This is a genomic window from Curtobacterium sp. VKM Ac-2889 (genome assembly GCF_015350855.1).
GTDB lineage: Bacteria > Actinomycetota > Actinomycetes > Actinomycetales > Microbacteriaceae > Curtobacterium > Curtobacterium poinsettiae.
The window spans coordinates 248,016-266,820 of the sequence record NZ_JADKSC010000005.1; the positions used below are offsets into that span (position 1 = coordinate 248,016).

The window sequence follows — 18,805 nt, forward strand, 5'->3', positions numbered from 1 at the left end:
GGTGCGGTGTTCAGGCGCCGTGCCGGCGCACCAGGTCCGGCAGCTCGGCGGGTTCGAACTCCTCGTCGGTCGCCTCGAGCTCGTCGGCGGTCCACCACCGCGAGGCGAGGATGTCGACGCGCTCGTCGTCGGTCCACTCGGCGTCGGACAGCTCGAAGCCGGGCGTGCGGACGACGTAGAACTCGGCGTGCCCGCGGTCGTGGTCGGCGAGGTCCCACTCGACCGTGAAGTCCCACGACCAGACCGGTTCACCGGGTTCGTCGATGACGATCCCGGTCTCCTCGCGCAGCTCGCGGATCGCGGCGTCGCGGTGGGACTCCCCCGGGTCGACCCCACCACCCGGCGTGATCCAGCGGTGGGCGTCGTCCGACGAGGGCGAGTTCGTGTCCATCAGGAACACGCGGCCCTCGGGGTCGAGCAGCAGGATGCGGGAGGTGCGGCGCAGGCCGGGCTTGGCGGTCACCCGCCCGACGTTAGCCGACGAAACCGCTGACGTCGCCGACCAGCTTGGTGTGGTCGGCGGGGATCGGCTCGACGGCGGCGAGGGCGATCTCGGCCGCGAACTCGGACACGCTGTAGAGCTTGCCGACCTCTTGCCGACGACCCTCGATCGCGCCGGGGTTCAGGCGGTTCAGCAGCGTCGCCGTGATCGTGCCCTCGATCATGTCGCCGGAGACGACGACGAACTCGATGCCGGCGGCCTCGAGCTGCGGGATGAGCTCGCGGAGGGCGAGTTCCCCGGCACGCTTGCTCTTGGCGACCGGGACGTACTCGTCCATCGTCTCGGCGGTCTCGACGAAGTGCGCCTGGTGGCTCGTGACGAAGACCACGCGCGACCCGGCAGGCATGTGCGGCACGGCGGTCTGCAGCATGTCGACCTGGGCGTCGCGGTTCAGGCGGAGCGCGTAGTCCTCGCCGACACCGGACTCCATGCCGCCCGAAGCGTTGAGCACGAGCAGGTCGATGCCGCCCCACTCCTGCACGACCGTGTCGACCAGGGCCTGCACGGAGTCGTGCTCGGTGAGGTCGGCGCCGACGGCCAGGGCGGAGCCACCGGACTCGACGATCTTCTCGGCGATCTGCTCGGCCCGCCTGGCCTTGTTGCGGTAGTTCACGACGACCTTCGCGCCGGCCTCGGCCAGGTACCCGACGGTGTCGGCGCCGATGCCACGGGACGAACCGGTGACGACGGCGCGCTTGTCGGTGAGGGATCCGGGGGCGAGGGGGTTGCTCACAGTCGTGTTCTCCAGGTCTGGTTCCGGCCGGTCGGGCGCACCGAGCCTACCAATCGCCTGCACGGTCGTCGGACGTCCTTGATATGTTGAACGGAGTTGTACCGGCTGTCGCGACGCAGCGAGCCGCCGCGCGCGACCGAGGGAGGGAGATCGCGTGAACGGAATCGATTGGATCCAGAGCATCGTCTGGATCGGCCTGGTGTTGCTCCTGGGCGTGGTCGAGATCTTCACTCTCGACTTCATCTTCATCATGCTCGCGGCGGGCGCCGCCGGCGGGTTGGTCGCCGCGCTCCTGGGCGCACCGTGGTGGCTGTCCGCCATCGTCGCCGCGGTGGCCGCCCTGGTGCTGCTGTCGCTCGTCCGACCGCGACTGCTCGTCGCCCTCGGCCGTGGCGCCGACCCGCATCGCACCAACGTCGAGGGCCTCATCGGGCTCGCCGGCACGGTCGCGGTCGCCTTCACTGCTTCCAGCCCTGGCCAGGTCCGCCTGGCCAACGGCGAGACCTGGAGCGCGCGGTTCGCCGCGGACTCCGTCGACCGCACACCGCCACTCGGGACCCCTGTGGTCGTCGAGTCGATCGAGGGGTCGACCGCGGTCGTGCGCCTCGCAGAAAGGGCCACCTCGTGACCAGCATCTCCCCGGGGACGATCGCACTGCTCGTCCTCATCCTCGTCGTCGTCATCTTCGTGATCGTCGTCCTGGCGAAGGCGATCCGCATCGTCCCCCAGGCCACCGCGGGCGTCGTCGAACGTCTCGGCAAGTACCACAAGACCCTCAACCCGGGGTTGAACCTCCTGGTGCCGTTCATCGACCGTCTGCGGCCGCTGCTCGACATGCGCGAGCAGGTCGTCTCGTTCCCGCCGCAGCCCGTGATCACCGAGGACAACCTGGTGGTCTCGATCGACACGGTCGTCTACTTCCAGGTGACCGACGCCCGTGCGGCGACCTACGAGATCGCGAACTACCTCGGTGCCGTCGAGCAGCTCACCACCACGACGCTCCGCAACGTGGTCGGTGGCCTGAACCTCGAAGAGGCCCTGACCAGCCGCGACAACATCAACGGCCAGCTGCGCGTCGTCCTCGACGAAGCGACCGGCAAGTGGGGCATCCGCGTCGGCCGAGTCGAGCTCAAGGCGATCGAGCCGCCCGTGTCCATCCAGGACGCCATGGAACAGCAGCTCCGTGCCGAGCGCAGCCGTCGTGCCGCGATCCTGCAGGCCGAGGGCACCAAGCAGTCCCAGATCCTCGAGGCCGAGGGCCAGCGGCAGGCCGCGATCCTGGCGGCCGAGGGTGACGCCAAGGCACAGGTCCTCCGTGCCGAAGGTGAAGCCCAGGCCATCGCGACCGTGTTCGAGGCGATCCACACCGGTGACCCCGACGAGAAGCTGCTGTCCTACCAGTACCTGCAGACCCTGCCGAAGATCGCGGAGGGCACGTCGAACAAGCTCTGGATGATCCCGAGCGAGTTCACCGAGGCCCTGTCCGGCATCGCCAAGGGCTTCAGCGCCAGCCGCGGTGGTGGCGGCGCCGGACCGGTCGCCGGTGCTGCAGGTGCTGCCGGTGGTGCGGACTTCCTGTCCCGTATCTCGAAGCTCGCGAACGAGAGCCTGGCGAACACCGCCGCGGGTGGATCCGCCGACACGACGATGCCGCGCGCGGACGCCACCGCCGCCGACATCGTCCCCGAGTCCGAGCTCGACGCGCGTCTGGCAGAGTCGAACCGCAGCGTCGACGCCCACATCGCGGCCGCCGATGACGCGACCGCCGAGCAGGTCGAGGACACTCCGACGACGCCGGGCGACGACGCTTCCGGTCACCGGACGAGCGACGGCTCCGGTCGGCGCTGACACGCCGGCACGCACGAACGACGACGCCCGCCCCGGGGAACCGAGGCGGGCGTCGTCGTTCGTGCGTGGGGTGTCAGGCGCCGCGTCGTGCGCGGAGGACCTGCAGGCGCTCTTCGAGGAGCTCCTCGAGTTCCTCGCGCGAGCGGCGCTCGAGCAGCATGTCCCAGTGGGTGCGGGGTGCCTTCACGTCCTCTTCGGCGACCTCGACGGGGATCCCGTCGTCGCCGAGCAGTCGGCCCTCGCGGCCGGAGCGGGGCTCCGACCAGGTCTGGGGGACGTCCGCATCAGCCGAGAAGACGATGTCGAACGTCTCACCCGAATCCGTCTGGTAGACCGCGCGCTTGCGATCCGAGAGCTCGACGCCCTCTTCGCTCTGGAGACTCTGACTCCCGAGCCGCATGCCGCGGAGACTCCGATCAGCCATGTGTGTGCTCCTCTCGCTCGTCTGCCCTCCACAACACTGTCCCACGCCCCATCAATCCCGTACCGGCGCATTCACAGTCCGTTCCCAGTGGCTGGGCGCGGCGGGTCGGATCAGGAGCGGGCGCGACGCCCCCAGGGGGCGCAGGCCAGGAGCACGAGCAGCCCGCCGAGGGCGAGCAGGAGTGTGATCGACCCGGACAGGATCGATGCCGGGGTGGTGGACGTCCCGAGCGGCACGTCGGTCACCATCGAGGTCGCGGTGTACTCAGGAACCCGGTCGATCGTGCGGCCGCTCGGGTCGATGACCTGCGACGCTCCGACGGTCGAGATGTTCACGAGCGAGCGTCCGGTCTCGATGGCCCGCATCCGCGCGATCTCGAGCTGCTGCAGGTTCTCGTCGGTGCCCGAGAAGTCGGCGTTGTTCGTCTGCGCGAGGATCACCTGCGCTCCCCCGCGCACCATGTCGGCGGTCAGAGAGTCGTCGACGATGTCGAAGCAGATCGAGATGCCGGCACGGACCCCCGCCACGGACAGCACGTTCGGCTTCGTCCCCGGCGTGTAGTCGCGCTGCAGCAGACCGATGAGCGACGGCGCGAGCTTCGAGAAGAACCAGCGATCGGGCACGTACTCACCGAACGGCACCGGGCGCTTCTTGTCGTACGAGGACTGCCAACCGTCCGCGGTCCACACGAACGACGTGTTGTGCAGGACCCCCGACGGCGTCTGCGTGATGGCGCCCGCGACGATCGGAGCGTGGAGCGAGTCGACCACGGAGTCGAGCGCCGAGGCGATGACGGGCTGCTGGCGCGGGTCGTACTCCGCACCTGCCTCGGGCCAGACGACCAGGTCCACACCCTTCGCGTCCACGTCCGTCGCCGCGACCTGCGCCGCCAGGACGTCGCCGGGCTGCGCGCGGTCGAAGTAGCCAGCCGGTCCGTTGCCCTGCACCGACTCGACCCGGATGGTGCCGCTCGTCGCCGTCGGCCACGCCGGCACCGCCAGGACCGCCGCGACGAGCAGGCCCGCCGTCGCCACCCGCACGGGCAGGCGGAGGGTGACGCCCGGCGCGCGGGGCGCCACGAGCGCGAGCGACACGACGACCGCGACGCAGTACACGACGACGAAGGTGAGTCCGAGGACGCCGACGTACGCGGCCAGGTGCGCGAACGGCCCCTGCGACTGCGACAGCCCGACCCGCCCCCAGGCGAACCCGCCGTACGGCCAGCTCCCCGAGAACCACTCGCGTCCGGTCCAGAGTGCGGCGACGACGGCCGGGAGGCCCCACACGCGTCCGGCGGTCGACGGCACCACGCGCGCGACCCAGCGGTACGCCAGGGCGATGGCCACGCTGCCGAGGGCGAAGAACGCGGCCTCCAACAGCGCCAGCGCGAACCACGGGACCGGGCCCAGGTAGCGGCCGGCCCACGAGATCGCGGGGATCCAGAACGCCGCACCGGCGAGGTAGCCGATCCACGCCGCGCGCCGTGCACGCTGCCCCATCACCGCGAGCAGCATGCAGGCGAGCGCCGGGTAGGCCAGGAACCACCACCCGGGCGACGGGAACGCGAGGGCGAACAGGATCCCGCCGATGACGGCCAGTGGTAGCGCGGTGCCCAGCGGCAACGCGGCGAACGGGCCGATCGCGGCCGCCCCGCGGCCGACGCGCGTGGGCAGCCCGCGCACAGTCGTCTCCGGAACCCGCACCGTGCCTCCTGTCAGACCGCTGCGTAGGCGACGATGCCGCGGCGGACCGCGTCCGTCGCACGTCTCGCGGTCTGGGCCAGGTCGTCGTCGCCGGCGTTCCGGATCTGGTCGAGCAGGTCGATGACTTGCTTCGACCAGCGCACGAAGTCGCCGGCGGGCAGGTCGAGGGTCCGGAGGACGTCGTCGAGCGCCGAGCCCGAGGCCCAGCGGAACATGCCGACCGCCATCGCCGGGGTGGGCGGCTGCGAGCCGGCCAGACGTGCCGCACGCTCGATGTCGTCGAGGCGTGACCAGATCGTCAGGGTCTCGTCGAGCGCCGGGCGGAACGCACCACGGGGCAGCGCGTGCTCGGTGCCGGGCGCGTCCTCGCGACGGGGCTGGTAGATGATCGTCGCGGCCATGGCGGCGAGCTGCGCCGGGGTGAGGTCCTTCCAGACACCCGCCTCGAGGCACTCGGCCACGAGCAGGTCGCGGTCGCCGTAGATCCGCTGCAGACGACGGCCGCCGGCTGCCACGGTGGCTTCACCGTTGCCGCCGTCCACCAGGTAGCCGAGCTCGAGCAGGACGTCGGTGACCCGGTCGAACGTCGTCGCGACGGCGCCCGTGCGGGACCGGATCTGCTGGACGAGCTTGTCGTTGGCGCGCTTGAGCTTCCACCAGCGCTCGGACCAGCGGGCGTGGGCCTCGCGTTCCGGGCAGGTGTGACAGGGGTGGCGCTGCAGCTGACGGCGGACCGCGGTGATCGCGGCCTGGCGTTCCTGGCGGGCGCCGTGCGATGCCTCTCGACCCCCGGGGACGTTCGTGCGCTCGAGGTCCGAGAGCTCTCGGCGGAGCGCCGAGTACTCGGTGAAGTCGCCGAGGTGGCACTGCATCGCCTGCTGGTAGCCGTCGAGCGACTCCTGCTGCGAGCGGACCTTGCGGGCGAGGTCGACCACCGACCGGTCGGCCTGGAACTGGGCGAACGACGTCTCGAGGACCTCGCGCGTGCGCTGCCGGCCGAACTGGTCGATCAGGTTGACCGCCATGTTGTAGGTCGGCTTGAACGACGAGTTGAGCGGGTACGTGCGACGGCTGGCCAGCGACGCCACGGCCTGCGGGTCGAGTCCGTCGGTCCACTGGATGACCGAGTGCCCCTCGACGTCGATCCCGCGACGACCGGCACGACCGGTGAGCTGGGTGTACTCCCCCGGGGTGATCGGCACACGCGCTTCGCCGTTGAACTTCTCGAGCTTCTCGAGCACGACGGTGCGCGCCGGCATGTTCACGCCGAGCGCCAGGGTCTCGGTGGCGAAGACGACCTTCAGCAGCTTGCGCTGGAAGAGGTTCTCCACGACCTCCTTGAATGCGGGGAGCATGCCGGCGTGGTGCGCCGCGACCCCGCGCTCGAGGCCTTCCAAGAACTCCCAGTAGCCGAGCACTGCGAGGTCCTCGTCCGGCAGGGTGCGGCAGTGGTACTCCGCGGTCTCGCGGATCTCGTTGCGCTCCGGCACCGTCGTCAGCGACAGCCCTGACCGCAGGACGTTCCGGACGCCCTGGTCGCAGCCGTTGCGGCTGAACACGAAGAAGATCGCGGGCAGCAGCATCCGCTCGTCGAGCATGTGCGCGATCTGCTCGCGGTGCACCTTCTCGGTGCGCGGCCCACGGCGCTCGGGGTAGCCCCCGCGACCACGACGACCGCGGTGTCCGCCGCCGTTCCGCTCGCTCCGTGCGCCGCCGCCGACCATGCGGAGCAGTTCGGGGTTGACACGGTTCGTCGCCGCCGCGCCACTCGAGTCGAACAGGTCGACCATCTTCGAGCCGACCAGGACGTGCTGCTCGAGCGGGACCGGGCGGTCTTCGGAGACGATGACGTCGGTGTCGCCACGGACGGTCTGCAGCCAGTCGCCGAACTCCTCGGCGTTGGACACCGTGGCACTGAGCGAGACCAGGCGGACCTCGGTCGGCAGGTGCAGGATCACTTCTTCCCACACGGCACCGCGGAACCGGTCGGCCAGGTAGTGCACCTCGTCGAGGACCACCCAGGCGAGGTCGTCGAGCAGGTCCGAATCGGCGTAGATCATGTTCCGCAGCACCTCGGTCGTCATCACGACGACGCGGGCGCGGGGATTGACGTTGGTGTCGCCGGTGAGCAGGCCGACCTCGGACTCGCCGTAGACGTCGACGAGCTCGGCGTACTTCTGGTTGCTGAGCGCCTTCATCGGGGTCGTGTAGAACACCTTCGCCGTCGGCTGCCGCATGGCGAGCCAGATGGCGAACTCGGCGATGATCGTCTTGCCCGCACCGGTCGGGGCGGCGACCAACACGCTGCGGCCCTGGTCGAGCGCGTCACAGGCCGCGAACTGGAACGGGTCGAGGTCGAACCGCAGGTCCGTCCGGAAGAGCTCGAGGTTGCGCGACCGGTTGCGCACCTTGGCCGCGGCGAAGCGCTCAGCTGCGCTCGTGCCGCTCACAGGCCGTACTCCTCGTCGAGCTTCGCCTGCCGCTTGGCCACGCGGCGGTCGTGGATCCAGGCGACGAAGCACGCTGCGATGTAGAGCACCACCATCGGGACGGCGAGCAGGAACATCGAGATGACGTCGGCGCTCGGGGTCACGATCGCGCAGAACACCAGGATGCAGAGGATCGCCACACGCCAGCTCTTGATGATCGCGGCGGCGGACAGCACGCCGACGAAGTTCAGCAGGACGATGAACACCGGCAGGACGAAGGCGATGCCCACCGCGACGATGAGCTTGATGACGAAGTCGTAGTACGCCTTGGCGTCGACGATCGAGGTGTCCTGGCTGGACACGAAGCTGCCGAGGATGCCGACCACGTGCGGCAGGATGTACCACCCGAAGTAGCACCCGGCGAAGAACAGCGGGATGGCGGTGCCGAGGAAGCCCCACACGTACTGGCGCTCACGCCGGATCAGCGCCGGCACGATGAACGCCCAGATCTGGTACAGCCAGACGGGGCTCGCGATGACGACACCGATGGTGATCGCGATCTGCAGCTTGAGGTCGAACGCCCCGGTGATCATCGGGAAATTCAGCTCGGCGGTGTGCCCGCCGACCTTGGCGAGCTCGGTCACCGGTGCCCGCAGCGAGTCGAGCACCCACGGGGTGAGGAACCATCCACCGACCGCGCCGATGACGATCGCCACCACTGCGCGGAAGAGGCGGTTGCGCAGCTCGATGAGGTGCTGCCCGAGCGACATGCGGCCTTCGGCGTCGGTCTTCTGGCGCCCCTGCCGCTTCGCTCGCCCGCGCGCGGTCGTCGAAGCCATGTGGTCGATCTTACGGGGTCGGGACCGACAGTCCGCCGGGGGTCGGCGTGGGCGGGGTGCGGGCGGGCCGAGCGGGTTCGGCGGGTGGCCGGTTGGGCGGGCGCAACGGGGCGTACCTGGCGAGATCGGGCGCACCTGGTCGGAACAACGCACCAGGTACGCCCGGAACGACCAGGCACCCGCGGCCCACCGAGCGGGAACGGGCACACCTGGCGAGATCGGGCGAGAAGCGACCGACGGAGACCCCGGGGCGGACGTCAGCCGGCGGCGAGGGCCGCGGCGGCGAAGTCGCGCACGGCGTCACGGGCAGCGGGCGGGTCGAGCACCACCGCGCGGCCGGGCAACCCCGCGACGAGCCGGACCACCCCGTCGAACCCGTGCGACGCCGCGAGCCGGATGCGCACACGCCCGTCGGTGTCGGGCGCGTCGGCGGTGTCGGCCAGGAAGTCGGCGACCAACGGCAGCGACGTGGAGTCGAGTTCCACGGTGACGATGACGTCGTCGGCGGCCTGCTGGAACAGCGTGTCCGGGATGACGACCTGGTCGATCGTCTTCTCGGCGGGACGGTCGTCGACCCGGGCCCCGGACATCCGGTCGAGCCGGAACGTCCGGAGCGCCTGTCGATCCAGGTCCCACGCGCGCAGGTACCAGTCGGTGTCGATCGACTCGACGCGGAGCGGGTCGACCCGTCGGGTGCTGCCCTGCGTGCGCGGTCCGGCGTACTCGAAGACCAGGCCGCGGCCGTCCGACATGGCCCGGCGGATGGTGGCGAGGGCGACGTCGTGCAGGTCCTGCCCGACGGCGACGGTCGACGCCGCTCCCCCGGCACCGCGGGACAGCTTGGCCATGAGCGCGCGGATGGCGTCGCGGTCTGCGGCCTCGGGCAGCGCGGACAGGTACTGCAAGCCGGCGATGAGTGCCGAGGCCTCGCGAGCGGACAGGCGGGGCGAGTCGTCGATCGCCACCAGGTTGGTCAGGACGATCATGTCGTTCTGGTCGAAGTCGTCCCACGCGATGTCGAACAGGTCACCGTGCTGGTACTGCATCGTCTCGCCCGGGACCCCCGACACCGCGATGAGTTCGACGGCGCGGCGGATGCGGGCTTCTGGCACCCCGAAGTGCCGAGCGGCCTCGGCCACCGAGACACGCTCGCGGTCGATGAGGTACGGCACCAGGGCGAGCAGGAAGGCGAGCTTGTCCTGCGCCTGCAGGGGTTGGGCGTCAGCCACGAACGGGGTCCTCTCCGGGGGCTGCGGCACCGTCGTCGTCGGTGTGGTCGCGCACGAGCGCGCGGAGGCGCTCTTCGACCCGTGCCCGCAGGTCGGCCGGCTCGAGCACCCGGACCTCTGGACCGAATGCTGCGAGCTCCTCGGCCAGGATCTGCGGGTCGACGTGGTGCAGCACGAGCCCACCGTCGGCGTCGGTCTCGGTGTCGCGGCGACGGGTGAGTCGGCGTTCGGCGTCGGACCCGGGTGCCACGGCGATGCGTGCGGTGCGCTCGGCCCAGATCCGCTCGAGTTCCGCGAGGGTGCGCTCCCCCGCGCCGACGGGCGCGGTGTGCTGTCCGACCGCGTACTGGGTGACGGGTCCGACGATCCGGGACAGCAGGTAGTTCTTGTCGGAGTCGGTCGCGAACTCGTGGGCGGCGAGCATCCACCGACCGCCGTGCTGCACGAGGGCGAGCGGGGCGACCTCACGCCGGCGGGCGTCGTGCTGCCCGGGCGTGATGTAGTCGAAGCGGACGGCTGCGCCGCGGTCGAGCGCGGAGCGGAGCGGTTCGAACGAGGCGTCCCGGGCGCGGAGCCGCGGGGCGTAGGCGTCGACCCCGAGCTGCAGGGCACCGTCGTCGTCCTCGGCACCCGCCGAGCGCACCTTCAGCAGGCCGCGGCGGGAGTCGGCGGACAGTGCGCCCTCGCGCCACGCCATCGCGGCCAACGACAGCAGCGCGGATTCGTCCGGGGTGAACCGGACGTCGACGGGCAGGTCGTACTCGCCCTTCGGGATCCGGTAGCGGAGCGTCTGGTTGTTGCCCGCGGCACCCGGCGTCTCGATGGTCTCGAGCGGGATGCCGAGCTCGCGGACGTCGTCCTTGTCGCGTTCGAACTGACGCTCGAGCGAGGCGTTGTCGCCACCGGTCGAGAACCGCTGCCGGTACCCCTGCACGTTGGCCAGGATCTCGGCCTTGGTCAGCCCGGACTCCGTCGAGAGCAGCGCGAGCACGAGGCTGAACAGCCGCTCCTCGGCGGGCACACGGGGCACACGGGTCGCTGGCACGAGCCGATCCTACGGCAGCGCGGGTGCACCGGAGTGCACCCGCGCCGCGGTCCGTGGACGGTCGGAGGAGGTCAGTTCGAGATCGCTCCGAGGACGTCGATCACGTAGGCGTTCGCGGTCCCCTGTTGGTTGACGATCGCCAGGACCTGGTCACCGACGCGGTGCCCGACGATCGCGTTCCGGACGCCCTCGTCGACCTGGCCCTTGGTGAGCGGGACCGCCTGCGCGCCGGAACCGTCGGTCCAGCTGGAGCCGACGACGGACGGGTCGGCACCCCAGGTGACGGCGGTGTACTTGATGACCGCGGTGTCCTTCGCGGTGAGCTCGCGGCCGTCGCCCTTGCGGAGCAGGTGCGTCTCGTTCGACTTCGGGGCGCTCCACGACGGGATCGTGATGCCGGGGGCACCGGACGGTGCGAGCACGACGGCGGGCATCTTGTCGCCGGCGAGCTGCGGGGTGCCGGTGGCTCGGGCGTCGAACGCCCGCTTGACGTCGATGACGGCGATCACGGCGTCCTCGGTCTTCTTGGACGAGTCGGTACCAGCGGCGCCGCCGGTGCTGCTCAGGGCGCTCTTCGGCAGGGCCACCGCCAGGCGGTCGCCGACGTGGGCGCACTGCAGCGAGTCGCCGAGGGCCCCGTAGTTGCTCGCGCCCGCGGTGATCGGCGCGGTCTGGCCCGAGTAGCCGCTCGTCTGGGCGACCTGGCCGGTGGAACCGTCGACCAGGGTGTACTCGACCAGGACGGGGGTGCCGTCGTCGATGGTGCGACCGGTGCCCTGCTTCAGCACGGACACCTGGGTGCCCTTGGTGGTGAGGCCCTTCGGCACGGTGACCTTCGGCTCCGAGCCGAACTTGCCGGTGGCGGTCACCGCTTCGGAAGCGGCACCGGGAGCGGCACAGCTCGCGGGCGTGGTGCCGGCACCGTTCGAGGCGCAGGCGGTGAGGGACACCGCGAGACCGATGGTGACCAGGAGTGCGGGGATGGTGCGCACGGACCCTCTTTCCGTTCGATGCAGGACGGGCACGCCGTCAGCCTACCGTTCGTCCTCGGCGGCCCCGGACGGAGCCCCAGCGGCATCCGACGGAACCCCGTCGGCCCCCGACGGAGCCACGGCGGCATCCGACGGAACCACCGCCGACGATGCCTCGGCCGCCGCGACCTTGCGCGCCTGCGCCGCCGACTGCCGGGCCACCTTGCGGAGCTTCTTGTCGCTCGTCGCCCGTTCGCCCACGGCACCGGGAGTCCAGGCCTCGATGTCCTCGTCCGAGAACTCCGCCTTGCCCGCGCGGCGCTTCAGGTTCGGCAGGACCGTGCCGTCGGCCAGACGTCGTGCCGTGATCAGGAACCCGGTGTGCCCGACCATGCGGTGGTCCGGGCGGACGGCGAGCCCCTCGACGTGCCAGGTGCGCACCAGGGTCTCGCTCGGCATCGGGTCGGTGAAGCGTCCGGTGTCGCGCAGCGCCTCGGCCGTGCGGGACAGCTGCGTGACGGTCGCGACGTAGCAGACGATGAGTCCGCCGGGCACGAGGGCGTCGGCTGCGGCGTCCACGCACTCCCACGGCGCGAGCATGTCGAGCACGACGCGGTCGACGCTCTGCGGCTCGGTCGCGTCGGGCAGCGACTCGACCAGGTCACCGACGGTGACGGACCAGTTGTCCGGGACAGCACCCAGGAAGGTGCCGACGTTGCCCCTGGCGATCGCGGCGAACTCCTCGCGGCGCTCGAACGACTGCAGCTGCCCGGTCGGGCCGATCGCGCGGAGCAGGAACAGCGACAGCGCCCCCGAGCCGACACCGGCCTCGACCACGCGGGCCCCGGGGAAGACGTCCGCGAAGGCCACGATCTGCGCGGCGTCCTTCGGGTAGACGATCGCCGCACCACGCGGCATCGACATCACGTAGTCGTTGAGCAGCGGACGGAGCGCGAGGTACTCGTCGCCGGTGCTCGCCCGGATGACCGAGCCGTCGGGCTGGCCGATGACGTCGTCGTGCCGGAGCACCCCGCGGTGCGTGTGGTACTCACCGGCGGTCTCGAGGGACAGCGTCGTGAGCTTGCCCTTCGGACCGGTCAGCTGCACGCGGTCGCCGGCCCGGAACGGGCCGCGCGGCGGCGTGTGGGGTGCGCCGCCCGCGGTGTGCGGGAGGGCTGCGGTCGGGTCCGCGGTCGGACTGGAGGCGCTGCTCGCGTCCGCTAAGTCGCGTGCGTCGTCGGTGTGGCTCATCGGGTGACCCCTTCGGTGTCCGCAGCGTGCGCCGGGTCCGGCACCGCGCCTCCAGCCCGTGCGGCCAGTGCTGGCGTCGTCAACTCGACCAGACGGTCGACGTCGACGCCCGCCAGGGTGGTCAGGTGCACGTCGCCGCCGGCGATCTCGGAGAGCGGGACGATGTGCTCGACGGCGACCGTGACGGCGCCGGAGGCGACGGCCGACGCGACGCCGGTGGCGGAGTCCTCGATCGCGACGCACGCGGTGGGCTCGACGCCGAGCTGCGCGGCGGCGGACAGGTAGGCGTCGGGGAACGGCTTCGGGCGGTCGACGTCGTCTCCGGCCACGACGACGCGGAAGCCGCGCTCGCCCAGGGCCTCGGCGGCGACGAGCGCCATCTTGCGCCGGGACATCGTCACCAGGGCGGTGGGGATGCCGCGGGCGTGCAGCTCCTCGATGAGCTCACGGGCACCCGGACGCCACGGCAGCTCGCCGTCGCGCAGGTGCTCCATCACGTAGTCGGTCATCCACTGGATGATCTCCTCGACCTCCATGTCGACGCCCTTGGCCCGCAGGAGCTCGCCGGAGCGCTCGAGGCCGCTGCCCACCAGGGACAGGCCGTCCGCTTCCGTCCACTCGGCGCCGTACCGGGTCGTCAGGTCCACCTGGGACCGCTGCCAGATCGGCTCGGTGTCGATGATCGTGCCGTCCATGTCCCACAGCACGGCTGCGGGCGGGACGAGGGCAGGAGGATGCGCGGTCACGGGCGACGAGTCTACCGGGGCCGTTCCGCTGGGCGCGGACGCGCACGTCCGCCGGCACCCCCTGGGCCTACAGTGGATGCCTGAATCGTGTCCGGCCGGGGGTATCGCTCCCGCCCCGCTCCGCTCCACCACCAGGAGGTCCGCTCCGTGCCACAGCACTCCCCCTTCAGCGACGGCCGCTTGCTCGTCGTCGCCTTCGAGGGCTGGAACGACGCCGGCGAGGCCGCGAGCGGTCTGGCGCGTCGCATCGTCGAGTCGCTCGGCCTCGACGAACTCCGCGAGCTCGACGGCGAGCGGTACGTCGACTACCAGTTCAACCGGCCCACCGTCGGCACCGACGACGACGGCAACCGCGGCGTGCAGTGGCCCCGGATCGTGCTGCACGGCCCCGGAGCCGAGGGGCGTCCGGTCATCGGCGCCACCGGCTCCCCCACCGACCGCGACGTGTTCGTGCTGGTCGGCCCCGAGCCTTCGCGCACCTGGCGTGGCTTCTGCTCGGAGATCATCGACCTGGCGGACGTCTACTCCATCGACGCCGTCGTCTTCGTCGGTGCGATGCTCGCCGACGTCCCGCACACCCGGCCGATCTCGGTGTTCGTGTCAAGTGAGAACGCCGGCGTCCGCGCTGCCTTCGACGTCGACAAGTCCTCGTACGAGGGGCCGACCGGCATCCTCGGTGTCCTCGCCGACGCGATGGACAAGGCGGGGCTGACCACGCTCTCGCTCTGGGCGTCCGTGCCGCACTACGTGCACAACTCCCCCTCGCCGAAGGCCACGCTCTCGCTGCTCGACAAGATCGAGGAGCTCACGGACGTCACGGTGCCCCGCGGGTCGTTGCTCGACGACGCCACCGAGTGGGAGGAGGGCATCGACGCCCTCGCCGCCGACGACGAGGACATGGCGTCGTACATCGGGCAGCTCGAGCAGGCACGCGACACCGTCGACTCCCCCGAGGCCTCCGGCGACGCCATCGCGCAGGAGTTCGAGCAGTACCTCCGTCGCCGGGAGCGCAAGGACGGCAAGGACGGCGGCACCGCCGGTGGCGAGGGGCCGTGGCGACCCCAGCAGTAGCCGTCACCCACTGACGGACAGGAGGCACGGTGCCGGCTGGCACCGTGCCTCCTGTCCGTCGTGGGGTGTGCGGTCACGACACGCCGCTCGCGTCCGCCGGGTGGTCGCGAACTGTCGGCTGCGGCCCGCCTGGGCGACGGTTCCTGACCCCTCGGCGGCGCGCACGCGACGCGTCGCGACCACTCCGCTGACGGGAGGCACGGTGCTGACTCGCCACGAGCCTCCCGTCCGGCGGCCGCGAACGGTCACGACACACCACTCACCTCCGGCGACTGGTCGCGAACTGTCGGCTGCGGCCCGCCTCGGCGACGGTTCCTGACCCCTCGGCGGCACGCACGCGACGCGTCGCGACCACGCGACGCAGGCCGACGGCCGGCCAGCCGACCGAGCTCAGGCCAGGCGGATGCCGAGCAGCGCGTCGATCAGGTCGACGAGCTCGGGAGTGCACGCCGTGCCGCCCGCGATCGCCGTGTCCACCGCTGCGACCGCACCCGGCGTGTCGAGGTCGTCCGAAACCCGCGCACGGATGCGCGTGGCGACGTCGGCCGCGTCGTCGGCGTGCCCGGCCAATGCTCCGGAAGCCCAGGCGTCCCAGCCCGCGAGTCGCGTCTCGGCACTCGTCAGCTCGGTGGCGAACCACTCCCAGTCGTCGGAGTACTTGTGCGACAGCAGCGCCAGCCGGATCGCCCGGGGGTCGGCGCCATCGTCGAGCAGGCCACGCACGGTGACCAGGTTGCCGAGCGACTTCGAGATCTTCGTGCCCTGGTAGGCGATCATCCCGGTGTGCACGAACGCGTTCGCGAGGGGCTGGTGGGCGAGGGCCGCAGCGTGCCCGGCACTCATCTCGTGGTGCGGGAACACGAGGTCGCTCCCGCCGCCCTGCACGCTGATCGGCAGACCGAGGCGGTCGCCGGCGATGACGCTGCACTCGATGTGCCAGCCGGGGCGTCCTGGGCCGATCTCGGTGTCCCAGGCCGGCTCGCCGTCCCGCGCGGCGCGCCACAGCAGCGGGTCGAGCGGGTCGCGCTTGCCCGGACGGTCGGGGTCACCGCCGCGTTCGGCGGCGAGGGTCAGCATGGTCTCGCGGTCGAGGCCGCTCTCGTCGCCGAGGGTCCACGCGTCGGTGGGCCGGCTGACGTCGAAGTACAGGTCGTCGCCCTCGGCGTCGTCGGTCGGGACCTCGTACGCGTAGCCGGTCTCCTGCAGGAACGACACGGCCTCGGCGACCCGCTCGACCTCGTCGGTCACGGCCACGAAGTCGTCCGGCGGCAGGATCCGCAGCGACTCCATGTCGCGACGGAACAGGTCGACCTGGGACGCAGCGAGCTCGCGCCAGTCGACACCGTCGCGAGCGGCGCGCTCGAGCAGCGGGTCGTCGACGTCGGTGACGTTCTGCGCGTACTCGACGTCGAGTCCGGCGTCGCGCCAGGCGCGGCCGAGGGTGTCGAACGCCAGGTACGTCGCCGCGTGACCGAGGTGCGTGGCGTCGTACGGTGTGATGCCGCAGACGTACAGCGCGGCACGGTCCTCGTCGCGGGCGGGGTCCACCGGCTTGCCCGTGGCGGTGTCGTGGACGACCGGTCTGGGCGCGGCGCCGGGGACGTCGGGGACGGATGGGGCCTGCCAGGCCCTCACGGCTGGATCACTCCGAGCGACAACAACACGATGAGCACGATACCGAGTGCGATCCGGTAAACGACGAAGGGCATGAAGCTGCGCTTGCTGATGTAGTTCATGAACGCTGCGATCACGACGAACCCGACCACGAACGCGACGACCGTGGCGATGAGCGTGTCGGCGAGTCCGAACGGCGATCCGTGGTCACCGAGGCTCGTCGCGGCCTCGTAGAACCCGGACAGGAACACCGCCGGGATCGCCAACAGGAACGCGAAGCGCGCGGCCGCCGGACGGGTGTAGCCGAGGGCGAGGCCCATCGACACCGTCGCACCGGAACGGGACACCCCGGGCACCAGGGCGAGCATCTGCGCCAGGCCGATGAGCAGACCGCCGCGGAACGTCATCTGCTCGATCCGGCGCTCCTTGCGGCCGACCCGGTCGAGCACCCCGAGGACGACACCGAACACGATGAGGACGATCGCGACGATCCAGAGCGACCGGAACGTCGTCTCGATGGAGTCCTTGAGCAGGAGCCCGGCGACCCCGATCGGGATCGTTCCGAGGATCACCAGCCAGCCGACGCGGACGTCGGGGTCGCCCTTCGGCACGTCACGCTTGACCACCGACCGGAACCACCGCCCGATGATCCGGGTGATGTCCTTCCAGAAGTAGATGAGCACCGCGGTCTCGGTGCCGAGCTGCGTCACGGCGGTGAAGGCCGCACCCGGGTCCTTCGCGTCGGGCAGGAACAGCCCGACGATGCGCAGGTGCGCGCTGGAGGACACGGGCAGGAACTCGGTGAGCCCCTGGACGAAGCCGAGGAAGATCGCCTCGAGGATGTGCATCGCACGGGCCTTTCGGGGGGAGGTCGGTCAGGGCACCGCCACGACGGCGACCACGAACAATATCAGTACGTCGCGAGCAGGTCGCCCAGCACCCGCCGGCCGAACGCGAGCGAGTCGAGCGGCACCCGCTCGTCGACCCCGTGGAACATCGCCGGGAAGTCCACACCGGCGGGCAGCTGCAACGGCACGAACCCGTACCCGGCGATGCCGAGCGTCGAGAGCGCCTTGTTGTCGGTGCCGCCGGACAGCAGGTACGGCAGGACCGGGGCTCCCGGGTCGTGCCGCCCCAGGACATCGCGGACCGCGTCGACCAGGGGGCCGCCGAAGTCCTGCTCGAGGCCGATGTCGCGGAACGACATGACCACCTCGACCTCGGGTCCGGCGAGCTCCCGCACCCGTTCCAGCACGGACTCCTCATCGCCCGGCAGGCAACGGATGTCGACCAGCGCCTCGGCGGTGTCGGGGATGACGTTGTGCTTGTAGCCCGCGGTCAGCACGGTCGGGTTCGACGTGGTGTGCAGCGCGGCGTGGATGAACCGCGACGCCGACCCGGTGGCCAGCGCGACCTCGTCCGGACCGGTCACCGTCGGGTCGACGCCGAGGAACCGCGCCACCTCGGCGACCATCGCGTCCGTCGTCGCCGAGAGCCGGACCGGCCACTCCTCGCTGCCGATCCGCGCGACCGCCGCCGCGAGCTTCGTGACGGCGTTGTCGCGGATCACGTGCGAGCCGTGCGCCGCAGTGCCCCGCGCGACGAGCTTCACCCACATCAGCGCCTTCTCACCGGTCTGCAGCAGGTAGGCGCGACGGTCACCGAGCGTGATCGAGTACCCGCCGACCTCGCTGATCGCCGCCGACGCTCCCGCGAAGACCTCCGGATGCTGGTCGACCACGTGGTGCGAACCCAGGACTCCCCCGGCCTCTTCGTCGGCGAAGTACGCGATGACCAGGTCACGCTCGGGCGCACCGTGCTGCTCGATGACGTCAGCCAGCGACGTCAGCATCATCGCGTCCATGTTCTTCATGTCCACGGCACCGCGGCCCCACAGCGAACCGTCCTTGACGACGCCGCCGAACGGATCGACCGACCAGTTCGCCGGATCCGCCGGCACCACGTCGAGGTGCCCGTGCACCACGAGCGCCGGTTTGTCACGGTTCCGCCCGGGGACACGCGCAACCACGCTCACCCGGTCCGGCTCCGACTCGAACAACTGCGGCTCGAGACCCAGCGCTCGGAGCTTGTCCTCGACGTAGTGGGCCGCCTCGGCCTCGCCGCGCGACTTCCCCTCGCCCCAGTTCGTCGTGTCGATGCGGATGAGGTCGCGGGCGATCGCCGCGGTCGCCTCGAGCTCGGACACGGACTGGTGCTCGGACGGCTCCGGGTTCGTCATGGCTCCACGGTATCGGTCGACACCGACCCCGACGCCGGGACGGCACACCGAGGACTCGCCCGGGATGCGCTCCCGTGTTCATCGCGCGTTCAGACCCGTGCTAGTGTCTTCTCTCGGCAGGAACGCCGGGTTCAACCCGGGAAACAGACACCAGACACCCT

Annotated in this window: 17 protein-coding genes; 3 read left to right on the forward strand and 14 right to left on the reverse strand. The window is 71.1% G+C overall.

All coding sequences use genetic code 11. From position 1 onward, the window contains the following. Nucleotides 1-10 precede the first annotated feature (10 nt). Together ITJ50_RS16300 and ITJ50_RS16305 are read right to left on the reverse strand one after the other, a co-directional pair. Nucleotides 11-463 (reverse strand): NUDIX hydrolase, encoded by a 453-nt coding sequence (locus tag ITJ50_RS16300; protein WP_194590937.1) that lies wholly within the window; start codon nucleotides 461-463, stop codon nucleotides 11-13. A 10-nt stretch (nucleotides 464-473) separates the two neighbouring features. Beyond that, complete coding sequence (locus ITJ50_RS16305; protein ID WP_194590938.1) at nucleotides 474-1,235, reverse strand: SDR family oxidoreductase; 762 nt, start codon at nucleotides 1,233-1,235, stop codon at nucleotides 474-476. Nucleotides 1,236-1,389: 154 nt separating this feature from the next. Here ITJ50_RS16305 and ITJ50_RS16310 point away from each other — a divergent pair, with 154 nt between their 5' ends. Together ITJ50_RS16310 and ITJ50_RS16315 are read left to right on the forward strand one after the other, a co-directional pair. Next, nucleotides 1,390-1,863 carry an NfeD family protein gene (locus ITJ50_RS16310; protein WP_017887317.1) on the forward strand — a complete coding sequence of 158 codons (474 nt, stop codon included), beginning with the start codon at nucleotides 1,390-1,392 and terminating at the stop codon, nucleotides 1,861-1,863. After that, nucleotides 1,860-3,083: an SPFH domain-containing protein gene (locus tag ITJ50_RS16315; protein WP_017887316.1), complete on the forward strand. Its 1,224-nt coding sequence runs from the start codon at nucleotides 1,860-1,862 to the stop codon at nucleotides 3,081-3,083. The genes ITJ50_RS16310 and ITJ50_RS16315 overlap by 4 nt, the downstream gene beginning before the upstream one ends. A gap of 73 nt (nucleotides 3,084-3,156) precedes the next feature. Here ITJ50_RS16315 and ITJ50_RS16320 read toward each other — a convergent pair whose 3' ends face one another. The 9 genes from ITJ50_RS16320 to ITJ50_RS16360 all read right to left on the reverse strand — a co-directional run bounded on the left by ITJ50_RS16320 (nucleotide 3,157) and on the right by ITJ50_RS16360 (nucleotide 13,720). After that, nucleotides 3,157-3,507, reverse strand: coding sequence for an RNA polymerase-binding protein RbpA (locus tag ITJ50_RS16320; protein ID WP_027465636.1), 351 nt, complete (start codon nucleotides 3,505-3,507; stop codon nucleotides 3,157-3,159). A gap of 110 nt (nucleotides 3,508-3,617) precedes the next feature. Continuing rightward, nucleotides 3,618-5,210 carry an apolipoprotein N-acyltransferase gene (gene lnt, locus ITJ50_RS16325; RefSeq protein WP_236559498.1) on the reverse strand — a complete coding sequence of 531 codons (1,593 nt, stop codon included), beginning with the start codon at nucleotides 5,208-5,210 and terminating at the stop codon, nucleotides 3,618-3,620. Between the two features lie 11 nt (nucleotides 5,211-5,221). Then, entirely contained in the window at nucleotides 5,222-7,660 is a 2,439-nt protein-coding gene (locus ITJ50_RS16330; protein ID WP_194590939.1) for a DEAD/DEAH box helicase, read from the reverse strand. Beyond that, nucleotides 7,657-8,409 (reverse strand): twin-arginine translocase subunit TatC, encoded by a 753-nt coding sequence (gene tatC, locus ITJ50_RS16335; RefSeq protein ID WP_031259811.1) that lies wholly within the window; start codon nucleotides 8,407-8,409, stop codon nucleotides 7,657-7,659. The genes ITJ50_RS16330 and tatC overlap by 4 nt, the downstream gene beginning before the upstream one ends. A gap of 326 nt (nucleotides 8,410-8,735) precedes the next feature. Continuing rightward, nucleotides 8,736-9,707 (reverse strand): helix-turn-helix transcriptional regulator, encoded by a 972-nt coding sequence (locus ITJ50_RS16340; protein WP_017887311.1) that lies wholly within the window; start codon nucleotides 9,705-9,707, stop codon nucleotides 8,736-8,738. Then, nucleotides 9,700-10,752 carry a helix-turn-helix transcriptional regulator gene (locus tag ITJ50_RS16345; protein WP_056068682.1) on the reverse strand — a complete coding sequence of 351 codons (1,053 nt, stop codon included), beginning with the start codon at nucleotides 10,750-10,752 and terminating at the stop codon, nucleotides 9,700-9,702. The genes ITJ50_RS16340 and ITJ50_RS16345 overlap by 8 nt, the downstream gene beginning before the upstream one ends. Before the next feature lie 71 nt (nucleotides 10,753-10,823). Further along, nucleotides 10,824-11,744 carry an FKBP-type peptidyl-prolyl cis-trans isomerase gene (locus ITJ50_RS16350; protein WP_052481627.1) on the reverse strand — a complete coding sequence of 307 codons (921 nt, stop codon included), beginning with the start codon at nucleotides 11,742-11,744 and terminating at the stop codon, nucleotides 10,824-10,826. Between the two features lie 42 nt (nucleotides 11,745-11,786). Then, complete coding sequence (locus tag ITJ50_RS16355) at nucleotides 11,787-12,974, reverse strand: tRNA (adenine-N1)-methyltransferase (RefSeq protein ID WP_194590940.1); 1,188 nt, start codon at nucleotides 12,972-12,974, stop codon at nucleotides 11,787-11,789. After that, nucleotides 12,971-13,720, reverse strand: coding sequence for an HAD family hydrolase (locus tag ITJ50_RS16360; RefSeq protein ID WP_159556241.1), 750 nt, complete (start codon nucleotides 13,718-13,720; stop codon nucleotides 12,971-12,973). The genes ITJ50_RS16355 and ITJ50_RS16360 overlap by 4 nt, the downstream gene beginning before the upstream one ends. A 147-nt stretch (nucleotides 13,721-13,867) precedes the next feature. Here ITJ50_RS16360 and ITJ50_RS16365 point away from each other — a divergent pair, with 147 nt between their 5' ends. Continuing rightward, nucleotides 13,868-14,791, forward strand: coding sequence for a proteasome assembly chaperone family protein (locus ITJ50_RS16365; protein WP_017887306.1), 924 nt, complete (start codon nucleotides 13,868-13,870; stop codon nucleotides 14,789-14,791). A gap of 390 nt (nucleotides 14,792-15,181) precedes the next feature. Here ITJ50_RS16365 and mshC read toward each other — a convergent pair whose 3' ends face one another. The 3 genes from mshC to ITJ50_RS16380 form a co-directional block, all read right to left on the reverse strand. After that, nucleotides 15,182-16,426 carry a cysteine--1-D-myo-inosityl 2-amino-2-deoxy-alpha-D-glucopyranoside ligase gene (gene mshC, locus ITJ50_RS16370; RefSeq protein ID WP_194590941.1) on the reverse strand — a complete coding sequence of 415 codons (1,245 nt, stop codon included), beginning with the start codon at nucleotides 16,424-16,426 and terminating at the stop codon, nucleotides 15,182-15,184. After that, nucleotides 16,423-17,253, reverse strand: a complete 831-nt coding sequence (locus ITJ50_RS16375; RefSeq protein WP_017887304.1) for an undecaprenyl-diphosphate phosphatase — start codon at nucleotides 17,251-17,253, stop codon at nucleotides 16,423-16,425. The genes mshC and ITJ50_RS16375 overlap by 4 nt, the downstream gene beginning before the upstream one ends. Nucleotides 17,254-17,315: 62 nt before the next feature. Then, nucleotides 17,316-18,644, reverse strand: coding sequence for a M20/M25/M40 family metallo-hydrolase (locus tag ITJ50_RS16380; protein WP_056068690.1), 1,329 nt, complete (start codon nucleotides 18,642-18,644; stop codon nucleotides 17,316-17,318). Between the last annotated feature and the right edge of the window lie 161 nt (nucleotides 18,645-18,805).

Excerpts from the sequence above, each read along its gene's own strand:
- ITJ50_RS16320 (WP_027465636.1), bottom strand. The coding sequence starts at position 3,507 with ATGGCTGATCGGAGTCTCCGCGGCATGCGGCTCGGGAGTCAGAGTCTC.
- tatC (WP_031259811.1), bottom strand. The coding sequence starts at position 8,409 with ATGTCGCTCGGGCAGCACCTCATCGAGCTGCGCAACCGCCTCTTCCGC.
- ITJ50_RS16355 (WP_194590940.1), bottom strand. The coding sequence starts at position 12,974 with ATGAGCCACACCGACGACGCACGCGACTTAGCGGACGCGAGCAGCGCC.
- ITJ50_RS16375 (WP_017887304.1), bottom strand. The coding sequence starts at position 17,253 with ATGCACATCCTCGAGGCGATCTTCCTCGGCTTCGTCCAGGGGCTCACC.
- ITJ50_RS16380 (WP_056068690.1), bottom strand. The coding sequence starts at position 18,644 with ATGACGAACCCGGAGCCGTCCGAGCACCAGTCCGTGTCCGAGCTCGAG.